This window comes from Photorhabdus sp. RW14-46 (assembly GCF_963887965.1).
Classification (GTDB): domain Bacteria; phylum Pseudomonadota; class Gammaproteobacteria; order Enterobacterales; family Enterobacteriaceae; genus Photorhabdus; species Photorhabdus laumondii.
Genome location: NZ_CAWPHH010000010.1, coordinates 1 through 21,229, shown reverse-complemented (window position 1 = coordinate 21,229; position 21,229 = coordinate 1). Strand labels below are relative to the sequence as shown.

The 21,229-nt window shown below is 42.2% G+C and carries 5 protein-coding genes; 4 read left to right on the top strand and 1 reads right to left on the bottom strand.

Annotation, left to right across the window (positions count from 1 at the left end):
• Positions 1-120 precede the first annotated feature (120 nt).
• Both AACQ38_RS10620 and AACQ38_RS10615 read left to right on the top strand, forming a co-directional pair.
• Positions 121-7,302, top strand: coding sequence for a Tc toxin subunit A-related protein (locus tag AACQ38_RS10620; RefSeq protein ID WP_165578084.1), 7,182 nt, complete (start codon positions 121-123; stop codon positions 7,300-7,302).
• A gap of 192 nt (positions 7,303-7,494) precedes the next feature.
• Positions 7,495-10,311, top strand: coding sequence for an RHS repeat-associated core domain-containing protein (locus AACQ38_RS10615; RefSeq protein WP_165578140.1), 2,817 nt, complete (start codon positions 7,495-7,497; stop codon positions 10,309-10,311).
• A 162-nt stretch (positions 10,312-10,473) separates the two neighbouring features.
• Here the strand turns inward: AACQ38_RS10615 and AACQ38_RS10610 are convergent, their stop codons facing one another.
• Positions 10,474-11,385 (bottom strand): LysR family transcriptional regulator, encoded by a 912-nt coding sequence (locus tag AACQ38_RS10610; RefSeq protein WP_242685558.1) that lies wholly within the window; start codon positions 11,383-11,385, stop codon positions 10,474-10,476.
• A 696-nt stretch (positions 11,386-12,081) separates the two neighbouring features.
• Here AACQ38_RS10610 and AACQ38_RS10605 point away from each other — a divergent pair.
• Complete coding sequence (locus tag AACQ38_RS10605; RefSeq protein ID WP_165578082.1) at positions 12,082-19,632, top strand: Tc toxin subunit A-related protein; 7,551 nt, start codon at positions 12,082-12,084, stop codon at positions 19,630-19,632.
• Between the two features lie 52 nt (positions 19,633-19,684).
• Entirely contained in the window at positions 19,685-21,190 is a 1,506-nt protein-coding gene (locus AACQ38_RS10600; RefSeq protein WP_165578081.1) for a SpvB/TcaC N-terminal domain-containing protein, read from the top strand.
• Positions 21,191-21,229 lie beyond the last annotated feature (39 nt).

Genomic DNA, 21,229 nt, shown 5'->3' with positions numbered 1-21,229 from the left:
TGATGATCCTCATCTTCCTATAGAACGGAATCATTCTCTTCTCTTATTGTATCGATTTGTATCGATGGTACAGAAATCACACGGATGTTTTATTTACCTTATGATTTAAAAGGAATAAACATGAACTCATACGTGAAAGAGATACCTGATGTATTACAAAGCCAATGTGGTATTAATTGTCTGACCGATATTTGTCACTATTCTTTTAATGAATTCCGTCAGCAAGTTTCTGATCATCTCTCCTGGTCAGAGACCAACCGCTTATATCGTGATGCACAACAGGAACAAAAAGAGAATCAATTATATGAAGCAAGTATTCTCAAACGCGCTAACCCACAATTGCAAAATGCAGTACACCTCGGAATTACCCTCCCTCATGCTGAATTGCAAGGCTATAATAATGAATTTGGTGGCCGAGCCAGCCAATATGTGGCACCGGGTTCGGTTTCCTCTATGTTCTCCCCCGCGGCTTATTTAACTGAACTCTATCGTGAAGCACGTAATTTACATGCCAGTGACTCCGTTTATCATCTGGATCAACGCCGCCCAGACCTCCAATCAATGACGCTCAATCAGCAAAATATGGATACCAAGCTTTCCACTCTTTCTCTGTCTAATGAAATTTTGTTGGAAGGAGTTAAAGCTAATCAGCCTAATCTGGACAGCGATACTAAGGTGATGGCAATGTTATCCACTTTCCGTCCTTCCGGCACAATACCTTATCACGATGCTTATGAAAATGTGCGTAAAGCTATCCAATTACAAGATCCTCAACTTAAGCAATTTCAGCAATCACCGGCGGTTGCTGGATTAATGCATCAAGCTTCATTGTTAGGAATTAATAACTCTATCTCGCCAGAGTTATTTAATATTCTGACCGAAGAAATTACCGAGGCTAATGCAGAGGATATTTACAAAAAGAATTTTGGCGATATTGATCCTACCTGGCTGGCAATGCCAGAATATCTGAAAAGTTATTATAATTTTAGTAATGAAGAGCTCAGCCAATTTATTCTAAAATATCCAAACAATGAACTAAATACTCAGAAAATACATTTATTAAAAATCAATAAAATTATTTTATTATCACGATCTGTAAACCTGCCATTTGTAAAATTAGATGAAATCATTCCAGAACAGAGTATTAATCCATCGGTATTAGGAAAAATCTTTCTAGTTAAATACTATATGCAGAAATACAACATTGATACTGAAACTGCCTTAATACTATGTAATAATTCCATTTCACAATATTCCTATCGTAATCAACCTAGCCAATTTGATCGCCTATTTAATACCCCACCACTCAACGGGCAATGTTTCGTTACCGAAGACACCAATATTGACTTAAATCTGAACAGTACCAACACCGATAACTGGCACAAAACAGTACTTAAACGTGCTTTTAATGTCGATGATATTTCTCTTTATCGATTGCTCCATATTGCTAATCATGAAAATAAAGATGGTAAAATTGCTAATAATATAAAAAATCTTTCCAATCTCTATATGACTAAACTACTGGCAGATATTCACCAATTAACGATTGATGAACTGTATTTACTCCTGATGACTATCGGTGAAGATAAGAGAGATTTATATACCATTGATGATAAAGAACTGGAGAAACTCATAAACAGACTCGATAGCCTAAGCAATTGGCTGCGTACACAAAAGTGGAGTGTCTATCAGTTATTTTTGATGACCACCACCAACTATGACAAAACGCTAACGCCTGAAATTCAAAACTTACTCAATACGGTCTACAATGGTTTACAAAACTTTGATGAAAATAAAAAAGATCTTTTGACTACCATATCGCCTTATATTGCCGCAACGCTACAATTACCGTCTGAAAATGTCGCACATTCTATTCTTCTCTGGGCTGATAAAATAAAACCAAGCGAAAAGAAAATAACAACAGAAAAATTCTGGGACTGGTTACAAAATAGGGGAATTTTAGAATTATCAAAACCGCCAGAAATGCAGGAACAAATTATTCAGTACTGTCACTGTCTGGCACAATTAACAATGATTTATCGTTCTTCCGGTATTAATGAAAACGCTTTCCGCCTGTTCATAGAACAACCAACCATTTTTGGCATTTCTGATGAACCTGATAAAGCGACACCAGCCCATAATGCACCAACATTAATCATCCTAACCCGCTTTGCTAATTGGGTTAACACACTAGGTGAAAAAGCCTCTCCTATTCTAACCGCTTTTGAAAATAAAATTTTAACCGCAGAACAACTGGCTAATGCCATGAACCTTGATGCTAATTTATTAGAACAAGCCAGTATTCAGGCGCAAAATTATAAGCAGGTTACTAAAGAAAATACATTCTCCAATTGGCAATCCATCGATATTATTCTGCAATGGACCAATGTAGCAAATGATTTTAATATCTCCCCGCAGGGTATTTCATCCCTGATAGCATTGGATTATATACAACCGTCTCAAAAAACACCGACCTATTCCCAATGGGAAAACGCAGCTATGGTATTAACTGCCGGGTTAGACACTCAACAAATGAATACTCTACACGCATTTCTGGACGAATCTCGCAGTACTGCATTAAGCAACTATTATATTGGCAAGATTGCTAACCGGGCAGCAGCAATTAAAAGCCGTGACGATTTATACCAATATTTACTCATTGATAACCAAGTTTCTGCTGCAATAAAAACTACACGCATTGCCGAAGCCATTGCCAGTATTCAATTGTACGTCAACCGGGCGCTGGAAAATATAGAAACCCATGCCATTTCTGATGTTATTACTCGTCAATTTTTTATCGATTGGGATAAATATAATAAACGTTACAGCACTTGGGCTGGCGTTTCACAATTAGCTTACTATCCCGAAAATTATATCGACCCGACAATGCGTATCGGACAAACGAAAATGATGGATACGCTATTGCAATCCGTCAGCCAGAGCCAATTAAATGCCGATACGGTAGAAGATGCATTTAAATCTTACCTGACCTCGTTTGAGCAAGTCGCTAATTTGGAAGTCATTAGTGCTTATCATGACAATGTTAATAATGACCAAGGGCTGACCTACTTTATTGGACACAGCAAAACAGAAATTAATCAATATTACTGGCGCAGTGTCGATCACAGTAAATTCAACGATGGTAAATTCGCTGCTAATGCCTGGAGTGAATGGCACAAAATTGACTGCGCAATTAATCCCTACCAAAGCACCATTCGCCCAGTTATCTATAAATCCCGCTTATATCTGATTTGGTTGGAACAAAAGGAAATAGCTAAACAAGATAAAGATAATAAAGTCATTACTGACTATTACTATGAATTAAAATTGGCTCATATTCGTTATGATGGTACCTGGAATACACCAATAGCCTTTGATGTGAATAGCAAAATATCAGCATTAGAACTGGCAAAATCTCAAGCTCCCGGACTCTATTGCGCAGGTTATCAAGGGGAAGATACCTTGTTGGTAATGTTTTATAGAAAAAAAGAGAAATTGGACGATTATAAAACTGCTCCAATGCAAGGATTTTATATTTTCTCCGATATGTCCTCCAAAGAGATGACTAATGAGCAATGCAACTCTTATCGAGATAACGGTTATACACATTTCGATACTAATTCTGATACTAATAGCGTCATAAGAATAAATAACCGATATGCAGAGGATTATGAAATCCCTTCATTGATCAATCATAGCAACAGCCATGATTGGGGGGAATATAATCTGAGCCAAGTATATGGCGGTAATATAGTTATCAACTATGAAGTTGCATCAAGTGATTTAAAAATCAAGATTTCACCGAAATTAAGAATAATTCATGAGGGAAAAGAAGGACGAGAACGTATTCAATGCGATCTAATGAAGAAATATGGCAAACTGGGAGATAAATTTATTATTTATACAAATATAAATAAAAACCCAAATCACTCTAAAAATGAAAAACTTATCTATCCTGTTTATCAATACCGCGATAATGACAAAGGATGTTTGCTGTTTTATAGGAGCAACACAACTGGTACTATAAGGGCTTGGTTCCCAACAACTAAAGAAGAAATAACCGCGACTACAAGTAGTAACCAAGATTGTATTATCGATACGATTAATAATATAGATTTATTTAAAGCATATTTCTATATGGAAGATAAAGAAGGCCAGATTGCCACCGATATTAGTGGAGCAACAGATATCAACACGGGAATCTCTTCTGAAAAGGTTCAAATCACAATCAACGCTGGCAAAGAATACTCTCTTACAGCGAATAAAGATGTCTCCGTTCAACCATCACCTAGCTTTGAAGAAATGTGTTACCAATTTAATGCTCTCGAAATAGATGGCTCTAGTCTGAATTTTACTAACAATTCAGCCAGTATTGATGTCACCTTTATCGCACTGGCAGATGATGGACGCAAACTGGGTTATGAAATTTTCAATATCCCTGTTATTCAAAAGGTTAAAACCGATAATGCTCTAACGCTTTTTCATGACAAGAATGGCGCTCAATATATGCAATGGGGAGCCTATCGCGTTCGTCTTAATACCCTATTTGCTCGCCAATTAGTTGAACGCGCCACTACGGGTATTGATACGATTCTAAGTATGGAAACTCAGAATATTCAGGAACCATCGTTAGGAAAAGGCTTTTATGTTAAATTTACTCTCCCTAAATACGATCAAAACACACATGGTAATAAGCGCCAGTTTAAAATTCACATAGGGAATATTGACGGTAATACTGCAATGCGGCCATATTACCAAGGAATATTGGCTGACACCGAAACCAATGCTATTCTTTTTGTCCCTTATGAGCAACAATTTTATACCAATGAAGGCGTTAAATTAGGGGTTGAATACAACAAAGTATTCTATCAAGGTACCTGGGAACCCGCTTTCTTCTATTTCAATGAAATTCAAAAGAAATTTATTCTAATTAATGATGCCAATTATGACTCAGCAACGACTCAATATGGTGAAACAAAAGGAATTATAAAATATAAAGGCTTCTTTGATGTTTCTATTCTATCCCATTATACGGATCCTATGGATTTCAGCGGCGCTAACAGCCTCTATTTCTGGGAACTGTTCTACTATACCCCGATGCTGGTTGCTCAGCGTTTGCTACACGAACAAAATTTCGATGAAGCTAACCGTTGGCTGAAATATGTCTGGAGCCCATCCGGTTATATTGTTCGTGGTCAAATTAAAAACTATCGCTGGAATGTACGCCCGTTCCTAGAAAATACCAGTTGGAACAGTGATCCTCTGGATTCCGTTGATCCCGATGCGGTGGCACAGCACGATCCAATGCACTACAAAGTAGCCACCTTTATGCGCACTCTCGATCTGCTGATGGCTCGTGGCGATCACGCCTATCGCCAACTGGAGCGGGATACGCTGAACGAAGCCAAAATGTGGTATATGCAGGCACTGCACCTGTTAGGCGATAAACCTTATCTGCCGTTGAGTTCTGCATGGAATAATCCACGTCTGGACAATGCCGCAGACACGACCATACAAAAAGCATATTCCTACGCAATAACCACCCTACGACAAGGCACGCAAACACCAGCATTATTATTGCGCTCCGCTAATACCCTGACCGATCTTTTCCTGCCACAAATCAACGACGTTATGTTGAGCTACTGGAACAAACTGGAACTGCGCCTGTATAACTTGCGTCATAATCTCTCTATTGATGGTCAACCGCTCTATCTGCCGATGTATGCCACACCGGCCGATCCGAAAGCGTTACTCAGCGCCGCCGTTGCTACATCTCAGGGAGGAGGCTCTCTTCCACAACCATTTATGTCCCTGTGGCGCTTCCCGCATATGTTAGAAAATGCCCGCAGCATGGTCGCTCAACTCACACAGTTCGGCTCCACGTTGCAAAATATTATTGAACGCCAAGATGCTGAGGCCCTAAATGCTCTGCTGCAAAATCAAGCCAAAGAGCTGATATTAACGACGCTCAGCATTCAGGACAAAACCATTGAAGAAATAGACGCTGAAAAAACCGTACTGGAAAAATCCAAAGCCGGGGCACAATCGCGCTTTGATAACTACAGCAAATTATACGATGAAGATGTCAATGCCGGTGAACGTCAAGCTCTGGATATGCGAATAGCTTCCCAAAGTATTACCAGCGGATTGAAAGGCTTGCACATGGCTGCCGCCGCGCTGGAGATGGTACCCAATATCTACGGCTTTGCGGTCGGGGGAACACGCTTTGGGGCAATTGCCAATGCCATTGCTATTGGTGGCGGGATCGCCGCAGAAGGTTTGTTAATTGAAGCGGAGAAAGTCTCGCAATCTGAAATATGGCGCCGTCGTCGTCAGGAGTGGGAAATCCAGCGTAATAATGCCGAAGCAGAGATGAAACAGATCGATGCTCAACTTCAATCACTAACAGTGCGCCGTGAAGCGGCGGTATTACAAAAAACCAGCCTGAAAACCCAACAGGAACAAACTCAAGCTCAACTGGCTTTCCTGCAACGAAAATTCAGCAATCAAGCGCTGTACAACTGGTTACGTGGTCGGTTAGCTGCCATTTACTTCCAATTTTACGATTTAGTCGTCGCCCGTTGTCTGATGGCAGAGCAAGCTTACCGTTGGGAAACCAATAATACCTCTGCACGCTTTATTAAACCGGGAGCCTGGCAAGGAACCTATGCCGGTCTGCTTGCCGGAGAAACCTTAATGTTGAATCTGGCCCAAATGGAAGATGCGCACCTGAAACAAGAACAACGTGCGCTGGAAGTGGAACGCACGGTTTCTCTGGCGCAGGTGTACCAATCCTTAGAGGGAAAAAACTTTACATTGAAAGATAAAATTGAAGCGTTGCTACAAGAAGATAAAGAGACTTCCGTCGGTAATGACAGTAATCAATTGAAATTAACCAACAATACGCTATCCGCGACGCTAACCCTGCAAGACCTGAAACTCAAAGATGATTACCCGGAAGAGATGCAGTTAGGCAAAACACGCCGCATTAAACAAATTAGTGTCTCCTTACCGTCACTATTGGGACCCTATCAAGATGTTCAAGCGGTTCTGTCTTATGGTGGTGACGCCACCGGCTTAGCTAAAGGTTGTAAAGCCTTGGCGGTCTCCCACGGCCTGAATGACAATGGTCAATTCCAACTCGATTTCAACGATGGCAAATTCCTGCCGTTTGAAGGAATCGATATTAATGACAAGGGGACATTAACGCTAAGTTTCCCCAATGCCACCAGTAAACAAAAAACCATATTACAGATGCTGACCGACATTATTCTGCACATTCGTTACACTATTCTCGAATAACCATCACCTGCCACAGGCCCTAATCAGGGCCTGTTATTAAAAATCATCTTACATACCACTGTTATTTCAATTACCTGAATAGAAAAATTATCCCTATTATATAGAAGGATTGAATTTAACATTAGTTCACTATAACGCAGACAAAATAGCGATTGCAGAAATTATTCAACATAACAAAGGAAGTAAATGATGATGAAAAACATTGACTCAAAACTTTATCACCATACGCCGACCGTCAGTGTTCACGATAACCGTGGACTCGCTATCCGTAATATTAGTTTTCACCGCGCTACCGCAGAAGCAAATACCGATCCGCGGATTACTCGCCATCAATATAATGCCGGCGGATATTTGAACCAAAGCATTGATCCTCGCCTGTATGATGCTAAGCAGACTAACAACGCCGTACAACCGAATTTTATCTGGCAGCATAATTTGACCGGCAATATCCTGCGAACAGAGAGCGTCGATGCTGGCCGAACAATTACCCTCAACGATATTGAAGGTCGCCCGGTATTGACCATCAGCGCAACCGGTGTCCGCCAAAATCACCTTTATGAAGATAACACCCTACCCGGTCGCCTACTCGCAATCACCGAACAAGCACAGACAGAAGAGAAAACCACCGAGCGTCTTATCTGGGCCGGCAATACGCCGCAGGAAAAAGAGTACAACCTTGTTGGTCAGCGTGTCCGCCATTACGATACCGCAGGGCTCACTCAACTCAACAGCCTTGCCCTGACCGGCACCGTTTTATCACAATCTCAACAACTGCTCGTCGATAACCAAGATGCCGACTGGACAGGTGAAGACCAGAGCCTCTGGCAGCAAAAACTGAGTAGTGATGTCTATACCACCCAAAATAAAACCGATGCCACCGGGGCTTTACTTACCCAGACCGATGCTAAAGGCAACATTCAGCGGCAAGCCTATGATGTGGCCGGTCAGCTAAAAGGGAGCTGGCTAACATTAAAAGGTCAGGCCGAACAAGTGATTATCAAATCGCTGACCTACTCCGCCGCCGGACAAAAATTACGCGAAGAGCACGGTAACGGCATTATTACCGAATACAGCTATGAACCGGAAACTCAGCGGCTTATCGGCATTACCACTCGCCGTCCATCAGACGCCAAGGTGTTGCAAGACCTACGCTATCAATATGACCCGGTAGGCAATGTGATCAATATCCGTAACGATGCGGAAGCCACCCGCTTTTGGCGCAATCAAAAAGTCATCCCGGAGAATAGCTATACCTACGATTCTCTGTATCAGCTTATCAGTGCCACCGGACGTGAAATGGCCAATATAGGTCAGCCAAATAACCCACTCCCCTCCCCTGCGCTACCTGCTGATAACAACACCTACACTAACTACACCCGCACCTATAGTTATGACCGTGGCGGCAATTTGATGAAAATTCAGCATAGTTCACCTGCCACGCAAAATAACTACACGACGAATATAACGGTTTCTAATTACAGCAACCGTGCCGTATTAAGCACACTGACCGAAGATCCAACCCAAGTTGATGCCTTATTTGATGCGGGAGGCCATCAAACCAACTTATTATCCGGTCAAGTTCTAATATGGACACCGCGAGGCGAATTGAAACAAGTCAACAGTAGCGCAGGAAATGAGTGGTATCGCTACGATAGCAACGGCACACGACAGCTAAAAGTGAATGAACAACAAACTCAGAATATCGCGCAACAGCAAAGAGTCACTTATCTGCCGGGGCTAGAACTACGCACAACCCAACATGGCAGTACTACCACGGAATATTTGCAAGTTATCACACTCGGTAAAGCTGGTCGTGCGCAAGTCCGGGTATTACATTGGGAGAGCGGAAAACCCGAAGATATCAACAACAATCAACTTCGTTACAGCTACGATAATCTTATCGGTTCCAGCCAACTTGAATTAGATAGCGAAGGACAAATTATCAGTGAGGAAGAATATTATCCATTTGGCGGTACAGCACTGTGGGCAGCAAGGAATCAAACCGAAGCCAGCTATAAAACCATTCGTTATTCAGGTAAAGAGCGGGATGCTACCGGGCTGTATTATTACGGCTACCGTTATTACCAACCGTGGGTGGGTAGATGGTTAAGTGCGGACCCGGCCGGAACCATTGATGGGCTGAATTTATATCGCATGGTGAGAAATAATCCGGTGACACAATTTGATGTTCAGGGATTATCTCCGGCTAACAGAACAGAAGAGGCGATAATAAAACAGGGTTCCTTTACAGGAATGGAAGAAGCCGTTTATAAAAAAATGGCGAAACCTCAAACTTTCAAACGCCAAAGAGCTATCGCTACCCAAACAGAGCAAGAAGCCCATCAATTATTGACCAACAATCCCGGTGTAGATACTAGCCCAATTAAAGATTACACCACGGATAGCTCGCAAATTAATACTGCAATAAGAGAAAACAATATTACATCGATAGTGAAAGATTTAGATTCCTCATTATCTGCCCTGCAAGATAGACAAATGCGGGTAACTTATCGAGTGATGACCTATGTGGATAATTCCACCCCCTCACCTTGGCACTCTCCACAGGAAGGAAATAGCATCAACGTTGGTGATATCGTTTCAGATAATGCTTATTTATCAACATCGGCCCATCGTGGTTTTTTGAATTTTGTGCATAAAAAAGAAACCAGTGAAACTCGATATGTCAAAATGGCATTTTTAACCAATGCAGGTGTCAATGTGGCAGCAAAATCTAAATATAATAACGAAAATGCGGAGAAAATATTTAAGGTGGATTTAGATGATTCGAGGAAAAGCTTTGTTGAAAAATTGAAAATAAGAGCCAATGGACCAGAAGCGGGGCAAGCAGAAATACTATTCCCCAGAGAAACACCGTTCGAAGTTGTTTCAATGAGACATCAAGGTAGAGATACCTATGTATTATTACAAGATATTAAACCATCAGCGATTACTCATAGAAATGTACGTGATACTTATACCGGCAGCTTTAGATCATCCAGTACAAATTAAATTGATAAAATAGTAATTAATAAACGATCCCCTGAACTTTAATTCAGGGGATTTCACAACCAATCATTAAAATTTCAAGAAAGTTTCATTCAATCACGATAATATTTCATTAATCCAGACAAATGGTTTAATTAATGCAATGATAAATATCTCAGATCAATCCTAGACAATTAAATCGGAAATCAATAAATTCAATGGTTCTTTATATTTGTGTCTAAGAGTATAAGCACAATATTTCACTGATGGTGTTGGATACGATTTAAAATTCAAAAAGGTAATACCTTTATGAAGATCAGCAGAACAGATCGCTTCATTAGGTGTCATTAAACTTATCGCGATACCTGATCTCACTAAATCCAACCGATTAGAGAAATCAGGAACAGTTAGCAAAGTTAAATTTTGGTACTCAGGTAGACAATTCAGTAGAATAAAGCCGTCACATTGTTTCAAGAAAGCGCTATTATGCTGAGCTAAAGGCAATGTGGATATAATATCATCAGCATGACTTTCCGATCCCAAAATATCATTAGCGATAGCAAGACGCAGCACCTGATAAGTTCCATCTATTCTTATAATATTATCGTTATCAGGATAATGTTCAGTCGTCACATAGACGGTTATATCTTCTTTCATTAAAGAAGAAAATATTGCCTCTTTTCTTGCTGAATCATCAACCAGAAAATTGTTTTTTATGTAAATATCACGATAATGATAACGTTGCACCGCTCTTTTTATCACTGCCGAAATTTTATTAATATATTCTCCACTGGTCCCAATAATAAGTTTGCCGGCGTTCATTAATCTCTCGCTTCTCCGATAATGCCAGTTATCCTCAACACGCTGCATCCTCTCATAGCACGGCAATAGCTCCTGATATAAGGCCATCCCTTCCTCAGTCAGTTTAGTCCTTCCCGGTAATCTTTCAAATAATTGGCAACCTACACGTTGTTCCAGTTGATATATGATCCTACTTAAGGGAGAGGGAGTAATACAAAGCGTATCCGCTGCTAAAGTGAATGACTCTCTTTTTGCTGACTCCATAAAATACTTCAAGTTCTTTGAACAAAATAGCATCATATATCCTTCTTATTTTAACTAATCATTCCATCCTAAATAGAATGGAATATTAACAAGAAAACATTACAACGACTTTTCTTCTTTGCATTATTTAACATCAAAGTATGCATTAACTGAGATTGAGTTTTATCATCTTTATTCTTAGCAGTTATCAAACAATTTTTATTATTGTTGCAAAATAAATATACCCCCACCTTATGTTACAATAATAATTATAAAGAAATTTGACATATTATCATTACGGAAAAATAGGCGTGATTAGCTCTTTAATTAAACATTTCAATTAGTTGAAAAACACTATCATGCTCAACATGTAATGATTGCAATTTTAAAATTAAATAAACTTAATAATTTATATTAGTTATCACTGAACTTCGCTTCCCTCGTACAGTTCATCATGAGAACAACACAGCGCCATTTCCAGCCAACTCTGATTAGAAAATCAGTTGCAAATTTTGCATCTGCTTTTTTTGCAACAGCTATTTAAAGAAAACAGTGAGATAGTGATTCTCTGAGAGATCAAGATATGCCTCTTTACACCTCGCAAACTATTTCTATGCATATCTCAGCTATTTCTCAAAGCCTGTACTTAATCATCTCTTCTTCCGATGGAACGGAATCATTCTCTGATTGATCCATGATGTAAAGGCAACACGGATGTTTCATTTACTTTATGATTTAAAAGGAATAAATATGAATTCGCCTGTAAAAGAGATACCTGATGTATTAAAAAACCAATGTGGTTTTAATTGCCTGACAGATATTAGCCACAGCTCTTTTAACGAATTTCACCAACAAGTATCTGCTCACCTCTCCTGGTCCGAAGCACACGACTTATATCATGATGCCCAACAGGCCCAAAAGGATAATCGGCTATATGAAGCCCGTATTCTTAAGCGCGCGAATCCTCAATTACAAAATGCCGTACATCTTGCCATCATCGCCCCTAATGTCGAACTGATAGGCTATAACAGCCAATTTAGCGGTAGAGCCAGTCAATATGTCGCACCGGGTACCGTTTCCTCCATGTTCTCCCCCGCCGCTTATTTGACTGAGCTTTATCGTGAGGCTCGCAATTTACACGCCAGCAACTCCGTTTATTATCTGGATACCCGCCGCCCAGATCTCAAATCAATGGCGCTCAGCCAACAAAATATGGATACCGAACTTTCCACGCTCTCGTTATCCAATGAGCTATTGTTGGAAAGTATTAAAACTGAGTCTAAGCTGGATAACTATACTAAAGTGATGGAAATGCTCTCCACTTTCCGTCCTTCCGGCGCGACGCCTTATCACGATGCTTATGAAAATGTGCGTGAAGTTATCCAGCTACAAGATCCTGGGCTTGAGCAATTAAATGCATCACCGGCAATTGCCGGGCTAATGCATCAAGCCTCCCTATTGGGTATTAACGCCTCAATCTCACCTGAGTTGTTTAATATCCTGACGGAGGAGATTACCGAAGGTAATGCTGAGGAACTTTATGAGAAAAATTTTGGTAATATCGAACCGGCCTCACTGGCTATGCCGGAATATCTTAAACGTTATTACAATTTAAGTGATGAAGAACTTAGCCAGTTTATTGGTAAAGCCAGCAATTTTGGTCAACAGGAATATAGTCATAACCAGCTTATTACTCCAGTAGTTAACAGCAGTGATGGCACGGTTAAGGTATATCGGATTACCCGCGAATATACAACAAATGCCTATCAAGTGGACGTGGAACTGTTTCCCTTCGGTGGTGAAAATTATCGGTTAGATTATAAATTCAAAGATTTTTGGAATGCCACTTATTTATCCATCAAGTTAAATGACAAAAGAGAGCTTATTCGAACTGAAGGCGCTCCTCAGGTCAACATAGAATACTCTGCAAATATCACATTAAGTACCACTGATATCAGTCAACCTTTTGAAATTGGCCTGACACGAGTACTTCCTAATACTAATTACGCCTATGCCGCCGCAAAATTTACCGTTGAGGAATATAACCAATACTCTTTCCTGCTAAAACTCAATAAGGCGATTCGTCTATCCCGTGCAACAGAATTGTCACCCACGATTCTGGAAGGTATTGTGCGCAGTGTTAATCAGCAACTGGATATCAACACAGAAGTATTAGGTAAAGTTTTTCTGACTAAATATTATATGCAGCGTTATGCTATTGATGCTGAAACTGCCCTAATACTCTGCAATGCGCTTATTTCACAACGCTCATATGAGAATCAAACTAGCCAATTTGATCGCCTGTTTAATACGCCATTACTGAACGGCCAATATTTTTCTACCGGAGATGAAGAGGTTGATTTAAATCCAGGCAGCACCGGCGATTGGCGCAAAACCATACTCAAGCGTGCATTTAATATCGATGATGTCTCGCTCTACCGCCTGCTTAAAATTACCGACCATAATAATAAAGACGGAAAGATTAAAAATAGCCTAAGGAATCTTTCCAATTTATATATTGGGAAATTATTGGCAGAAATCCATCAATTAACCATTGATGAATTGGATTTATTGCTGTTCGCTGTGGGTGAAGGAGAAACTAATTTATCCGCTATCAATGATAAGCAATTGGCTAGCCTGATCAGAAAACTCAATACCATTACCGGCTGGTTACATATACAGAAGTGGAGCGTGTTCCAGTTGTTTATTATGACCTCCACCAGCTATAACAAAACGCTAACGCCTGAAATTAAGAATCTGCTAGATACCGTTTACCACGGTTTACAAGGTCTTGATAAAGACAAAGCAGATTTACTACATGTTATGGCGCCTTATATTGCGGCTACCTTGCAATTATCATCAGAAAATGTCGCCCATTCAGTGCTACTTTGGGCAGACAAGTTAAAGCCCGGCGACGGCGCAATGACAGCAGAAAAATTCTGGGACTGGTTGAATACTCAGTATACGCCAGGTTCATCGGAAGCAGCAGAAATGCAGGAACATATCGTTCAGTACTGTCAGGCTCTGGCACAATTGGAAATGGTTTACCATTCCACCGGCATTAACGAAAACGCCTTCCGCCTGTTTGTGACAAAACCAGAGATGTTTGGCGCTGCGACTGAGGCAGCTCCTACGCATGATGCACTTTCATTGATCATGCTGACACGTTTTGCGGATTGGGTTAACGCACTAGGCGAAAAAGCCTCCTCCGTATTAGCGGCATTAGAAGCTAACACTTTAACGGCAGAACAACTGGCTGACGCTATGAATCTTGATGCCAATTTGTTGTTGCAAGCCAGTACTCAAGCACAAAACCATCAACACCTTCCTCCAGTGACTCAAGAAAATGCTTTCTCCTGTTGGACATCTATCAATACCATCCTGCAATGGGTTAATGTTGCACAACAATTGAATGTCGCCCCTCAGGGCGTTTCTGCTTTGGTCGGACTGGATTATATTCAATCAATGAAAGAGACGCCGACCTATGCCCAGTGGGAAAACGCGGCGGGAATATTAACCGCCGGATTGAATTCACAACAAGCGGATACATTACACGCTTTTCTGGATGAATCCCGCAGTGCCGCATTAAGCACCTACTATATCCGTCAAGTCGCCAAACCAGCGGCGGCCATTAAAAGCCGTGATGACCTGTATCAATACTTGCTGATTGATAATCAGGTTTCCGCTGCAATCAAAACCACCCGAATCGCCGAAGCCATTGCCAGCATTCAACTGTACGTTAACCGGGCGCTGGAAAATGTGGAAGAAAATGCCAATTCGGGGGTTATCAGCCGCCAATTCTTTATCGACTGGGACAAATATAATAAACGCTACAGCACTTGGGCTGGTGTTTCTCAATTAGTTTACTACCCGGAAAACTATATTGATCCGACCATACGCATCGGACAAACCAAAATGATGGACGCATTACTGCAATCCGTCAGCCAAAGCCAATTAAATACCGATACGGTCGAAGACGCCTTTATGTCTTATCTGACGTCGTTTGAACAGGTAGCTAATCTTAAAGTTATTAGTGCATATCACGATAATATTAATAACGATCAAGGGCTGACCTATTTTATCGGACTTAATGAAACTGATGCCGGTGAATACTATTGGCGTAGTGTCGATCACAGTAAATTCAGCGACGGTAAATTCGCGGCTAACGCTTGGAGTGAGTGGCACAAAATTGATTGCCCAATTAATCCTTACCGAAGCACTATCCGCCCTGTGATGTACAAATCCCGCTTGTATCTGCTCTGGTTGGAACAAAAGGAGATCACCAAACAGACAGGAAATAGTAAAGATGGCTATCAAACCGAGACGGATTATCGTTATGAACTGAAACTGGCGCATATCCGTTATGACGGCACTTGGAATACGCCAATCACCTTTGATGTCAATGAAAAAATATCCAAGCTAGAACTGGCAAAAAATAAAGCGCCCGGACTCTATTGTGCCGGTTATCAAGGTGAAGATACGTTGCTGGTGATGTTTTATAACCAACAAGACACACTAGATAGTTATAAAAACGCTGCAATGCAAGGGCTATATATCTTTGCCGATATGGCATCCAAAGATATGACCCCAGAACAGAGCAATGTTTATCGGGATAATAGCTATCAACAATTTGATACTAATAGTGTCAGAAGAGTGAATAACCGCTATGCAGAGGATTATGAGATTCCTTCCTCGGTAAATAGCCGAAAAGATTATTATTGGGGAGATTATTACCTCAGCATGGTATATAACGGGGATATTCCGATTATCAGTTATAAAGCCACATCAAGTGATTTAAAAATCTATATCTCCCCAAAATTAAGAATTATTCATAACGGATATGAAGGTCAGCAACGCAACCAATGCAACCTGATGAATAAATATGGCAAACTGGGTGATAAATTTATTGTTTATACTAGCTTGGGGGTCAATCCAAATAACTCGTCAAATAAGCTCATGTTTTACCCCGTCTATCAATATAGCGGAAACACCAGCGGACTTAATCAAGGGAGACTACTATTCCACCGTGACACCACTTATCCATCTAAATTAGAAGCTTGGATTCCTGGAGCAAAACGTTCTCTAACCAACCAAAATGCCGCCATTGGTGATGATTATGCTACAGACTCTCTGAATAAACCGGATGATCTTAAGCAATACATCTTTATGACTGACAGTAAAGGGACTGCTACTGATGTTTCAGGCCCAGTAGAGATTAATACTGCAATTTCTCCAGCAAAAGTTCAGATAATAGTCAAAGTGGGTGGCAAGGAGAAAACTTTTACCGCAGATAAAGATGTCTCCATTCAGCCATCACCTAGCTTTGATGAAATGAATTATCAATTTAATGCCCTTGAAATAGACGGTTCTGGTCTGAACTTTATTAACAATTCAGCCAGTATTGATGTTACGTTTACCGCATTTGCAGAAGATGGCCGCAAACTGGGTTATGAAAGTTTCAGTATTCCTGTTATCCGCAAGGTGAGTACCGATAATGCCCTGACCCTGCACCATAATGAAAATGGTGCGCAATATATGCAATGGCAAGCCTATCGTACTCGCCTGAATACCCTATTTGCCCGCCAGTTGGTTGCACGAGCCACCACCGGAATCGATACAATTCTCAGTATGGAAACCCAAAATATCCAAGAATCTATGATGGGAATTGGGGCCTACGTGGAATTAGTTATGGATAAATATAATCCAGAAATCCACGGCACTGATAAATCCTTTACGATTATGTATTATGATATTTTCAAATCGGGTGATAAATTCCCTATTTATCAAGGGACACTAAGCGATATAACACCAACAAAAATACAATTATTCTTATCCCGTTTTGATGATGCTCATGGAAACAAAGATAATCTCTATGTCTATGCGGTTTATCAAAAACAGGAAACAAATGCTATCCGCTTTGTTAAAAAGGATAATAATGATGAACTCGCTATATTCGACACTACCTATAAGAATGGGACTTTCCCAGGGCTTTCATCAGCTAGAGTCGTGCCCACTTTCACAGAACCAATGGATTTCAGCGGCGCTAACAGCCTCTACTTCTGGGAACTGTTCTACTATACCCCGATGCTGGTTGCTCAACGTTTGTTGCATGAACAAAACTTTGATGAAGCCAACCGCTGGCTGAAATATGTCTGGAGCCCATCCGGGTATATTGTCCACGGCCAGATTCAGAACTACCACTGGAATGTCCGTCCGTTACTGGAAGATACCAGTTGGAACAGCAATCCTTTGGATTCTGTCGATCCTGACGCGGTAGCACAACACGATCCGATGCACTACAAAGTCTCAACCTTTATGCGTACTCTCGATCTGTTGATAGCACGCGGCGATCAGGCTTACCGCCAACTGGAGCGGGATACGCTTAACGAAGCGAAGATGTGGTATATGCAAGCACTGCATCTATTGGGCGACAAACCTTACCTACCGCTGGGTACGACATGGAATGATCCTCGACTAGACAGAGCCGCGGATATTACTACCCAAAATGCTCACGCCAGCTCAATAGTTGCTCTGCGGCAGAGTACACCAGCACTTTTAACATTGCGCAGCGCCAATACCCTGACCGATCTCTTCCTGCCACAAATTAATGAAGTGATGATGAACTACTGGCAGACATTAGCTCAGAGAGTATACAACCTGCGTCATAACCTCTCTATCGACGGTCAACCGCTATATCTGCCAATCTATGCCACACCGGCAGATCCAAAAGCGTTACTCAGCGCCGCCGTTGCCACTTCTCAAAGTGGAGGCAAACTACCAGAGTCATTTATGTCCCTGTGGCGCTTCCCGCACATGCTGGAAAATGCACGCGGCATGGTTAGCCAACTCATCCAGTTCGGCTCCACGTTACAAAATATTATCGAGCGTCAGGACGCGGAAGCACTCAATGCGTTATTACAAAATCAGGCCGCGGAGCTGATATTGACTAACCTGAGCATTCAGGACAAAACCATTGAAGAATTGGATGTCGAGAAAACCGTGCTGGAAAAATCCAAAGCGGGAGCCCAATCGCGCTTTGATAGCTATAGCAAGTTGTATGATGAAAACATCAACGCCGGTGAAAACCAAGCTATGATGCTACGAGCGTCCGCAGCCGGGCTCACCACGGCAGTTCAAGCATCCCGTCTGGCTGGCGCAGCGGCTGATTTGGTGCCTAACATCTTCGGCTTCGCCGGCGGTGGTAGTCGCTGGGGAGCTATCGCTGAGGCAACAGGTTATGTGATGGAATTCTCCGCTAATGTTATGAATACCGAAGCGGATAAAATTAGCCAATCCGAAACCTACCGTCGTCGCCGTCAGGAGTGGGAGATCCAACGTAATAATGCCGAAGCAGAACTGAAACAACTCGATGCCCAACTTAAATCACTGGTAGTACGCCGTGAAGCCGCCGTATTGCAAAAAACCAGCCTGAAAACCCAGCAAGAACAGACCCAATCTCAGCTGGCCTTCCTGCAACGTAAGTTCAGCAATCAAGCGTTGTACAACTGGCTACGTGGCCGATTGGCGGCGATTTACTTCCAATTCTACGATTTGGCTGTCGCGCGTTGTTTAATGGCAGAACAGGCTTACCGTTGGGAAATCAATGATGCCTCTGCAAGTTTCATTAAACCAGGTGCCTGGCAAGGAACCTATGCCGGTCTGCTTGCAGGTGAAACCTTGATGCTAAGTCTGACACAAATGGAAGATGCCCATCTGAAATGCGATAAACGTGCACTAGAAGTGGAACGCACGGTGTCGCTAGCCGAAGTTTATGCTGGATTACCGCAAGATAAAGGCCCATTCACTCTGAGTCAGGAAATTGAGAAGCTGGTGATTAAAGGTTCAGGCAAAGCCGGCAATGGTAATAATAATTTGGCGTTTGGCACCGGCACGGACACTAAAACCTCTTTGCAGGCATCATTTTCATTAGCTGATTTGAAAATTCGTGAGGATTACCCGACATCTCTTGGCAAAATTCGACGTATCAAACAGATCAGTGTCACCCTGCCCGCGCTACTGGGGCCATATCAGGATGTGCAGGCAATATTGTCTTACGGTGATAAAACCGGATTAGCTAACGGCTGCGAAGCGCTAGCAGTTTCTCACGGTATGAATGACAGCGGCCAATTCCAGCTCGATTTCAACGATGGCAAATTCCTGCCATTCGAAGGCATCGCTATTGATCAAGGCACGCTGACACTGAGTTTCCCAAATGCATCCATGCCGGAGAAAGGTAAACAAGCCACTATGCTAAAAACCCTGAACGATATCATTTTGCATATTCGCTACACCATTAAATAACCGTCCAAACGTACTAAAACAGGCCCCGAATCGGGGCCTGTAAGGAGTTTTCATGCAGAATTCACAGACATTCAGTGTTGCCGAGCTGTCATTACCCAAGGGCGGCGGGGCAATTACCGGTATGGGTGAAGCATTAACACCAACTGGGCCGGATGGTATGGCCGCCTTATCCCTGCCATTACCCATTTCTGCCGGGCGTGGTTACTCCCCATCGCTCACCTTGAATTACAGCAGTGGAGCCGGTAACAGCCCGTTTGGTCTCGGTTGGGACTGCAACGTTATGACAATTCGTCGCCGCACCAGTACTGGCGTACCGAATTACGATGAAACCGATACTTTTCTGGGACCAGAAGGTGAAGTGTTGGTCATAGCATTAAATGAGAACGGTCAAGCTGATATCCGCAGTGAATCCTCATTGCAGGGCATCAATTTGGGGGAAATCTTCACCGTTACCGGTTATCGTTCCCGTTTGGAAAGCCACTTTAGCCGGTTGGAATATTGGCAACCCAAAACAACAGGTACAACCGATTTCTGGCTGATATACAGCCCCGACGGACAGGTCCATTTACTGGGAAAAAATCCTCAGGCACGTATCAGCAATCCACTCAATGTTAGCCAAACGGCGCAATGGCTGTTGGAAGCCTCGGTATCATCTCACGGCGAACAGATTTATTATCAATATCGAGCCGAAGATGAAACAAACTGCGAAACTGACGAGTTCACAGCCCATCCGAACGCAACCGTCCAACGCTACCTGCAAGCGGTCCATTACGGTAACCTGACCGCCAGCGAAGTTTTTCCCACGCTCAACGGAGATGACCCACTCAAATCTGGCTGGTTGTTCTGTTTAGTATTTGATTACGGTGAACGCAAAAACAGCTTATCTGAAATACCGCCGTTTAAAGCCTCAAGTCTCTGGCTTTGCCGCCAAGACCGTTTTTCCCGTTATGAATACGGTTTTGAATTGCGCACCCGGCGCTTATGCCGTCAAATCCTGATGTTTCACCGTCTAAAAACCCTGTCTGGTCAAGCAAAAGGGGACGATGAACCCGCGTTGGTTTCACGTCTGATACTGGATTACGATGAAAACGCGGTGATCAGCACGCTCGTTTCTGTCCGTCGGATAGGTCATGAGGACAACAATACCGTCATCTCACTGCCACCACTGGAGCTGGCTTACCAGCCTTTTGAGCCAGAACAAAAAGCACGCTGGCAATCAATGGATGTACTGGCAAATTTCAACGCCATTCAACGCTGGCAACTGCTTGACCTGAAAGGAGAAGGCGTACCCGGTATTCTATATCAGGATAGAAATGGCTGGTGGTATCGATCTGCCCAACGTCAAGCCGGGGAAGAGATGAATGCGGTCACCTGGGGGAAAATGCAACTCCTTCCTATCACGCCAGCTTTGCAGGATAACGCCTCACTGATGGATATTAACGGTGACGGGCAACTGGACTGGGTTATCACCTGTCTTTCCTACACAAATATTTTAACCCGCCCCCGCGTTATTGAACTTTTCCCTCATAGATTGATCTCAATAAAAAACACGACTTGAGGTAATCTTTATGTTTTCAACCTGCGCCGAACAATGGGC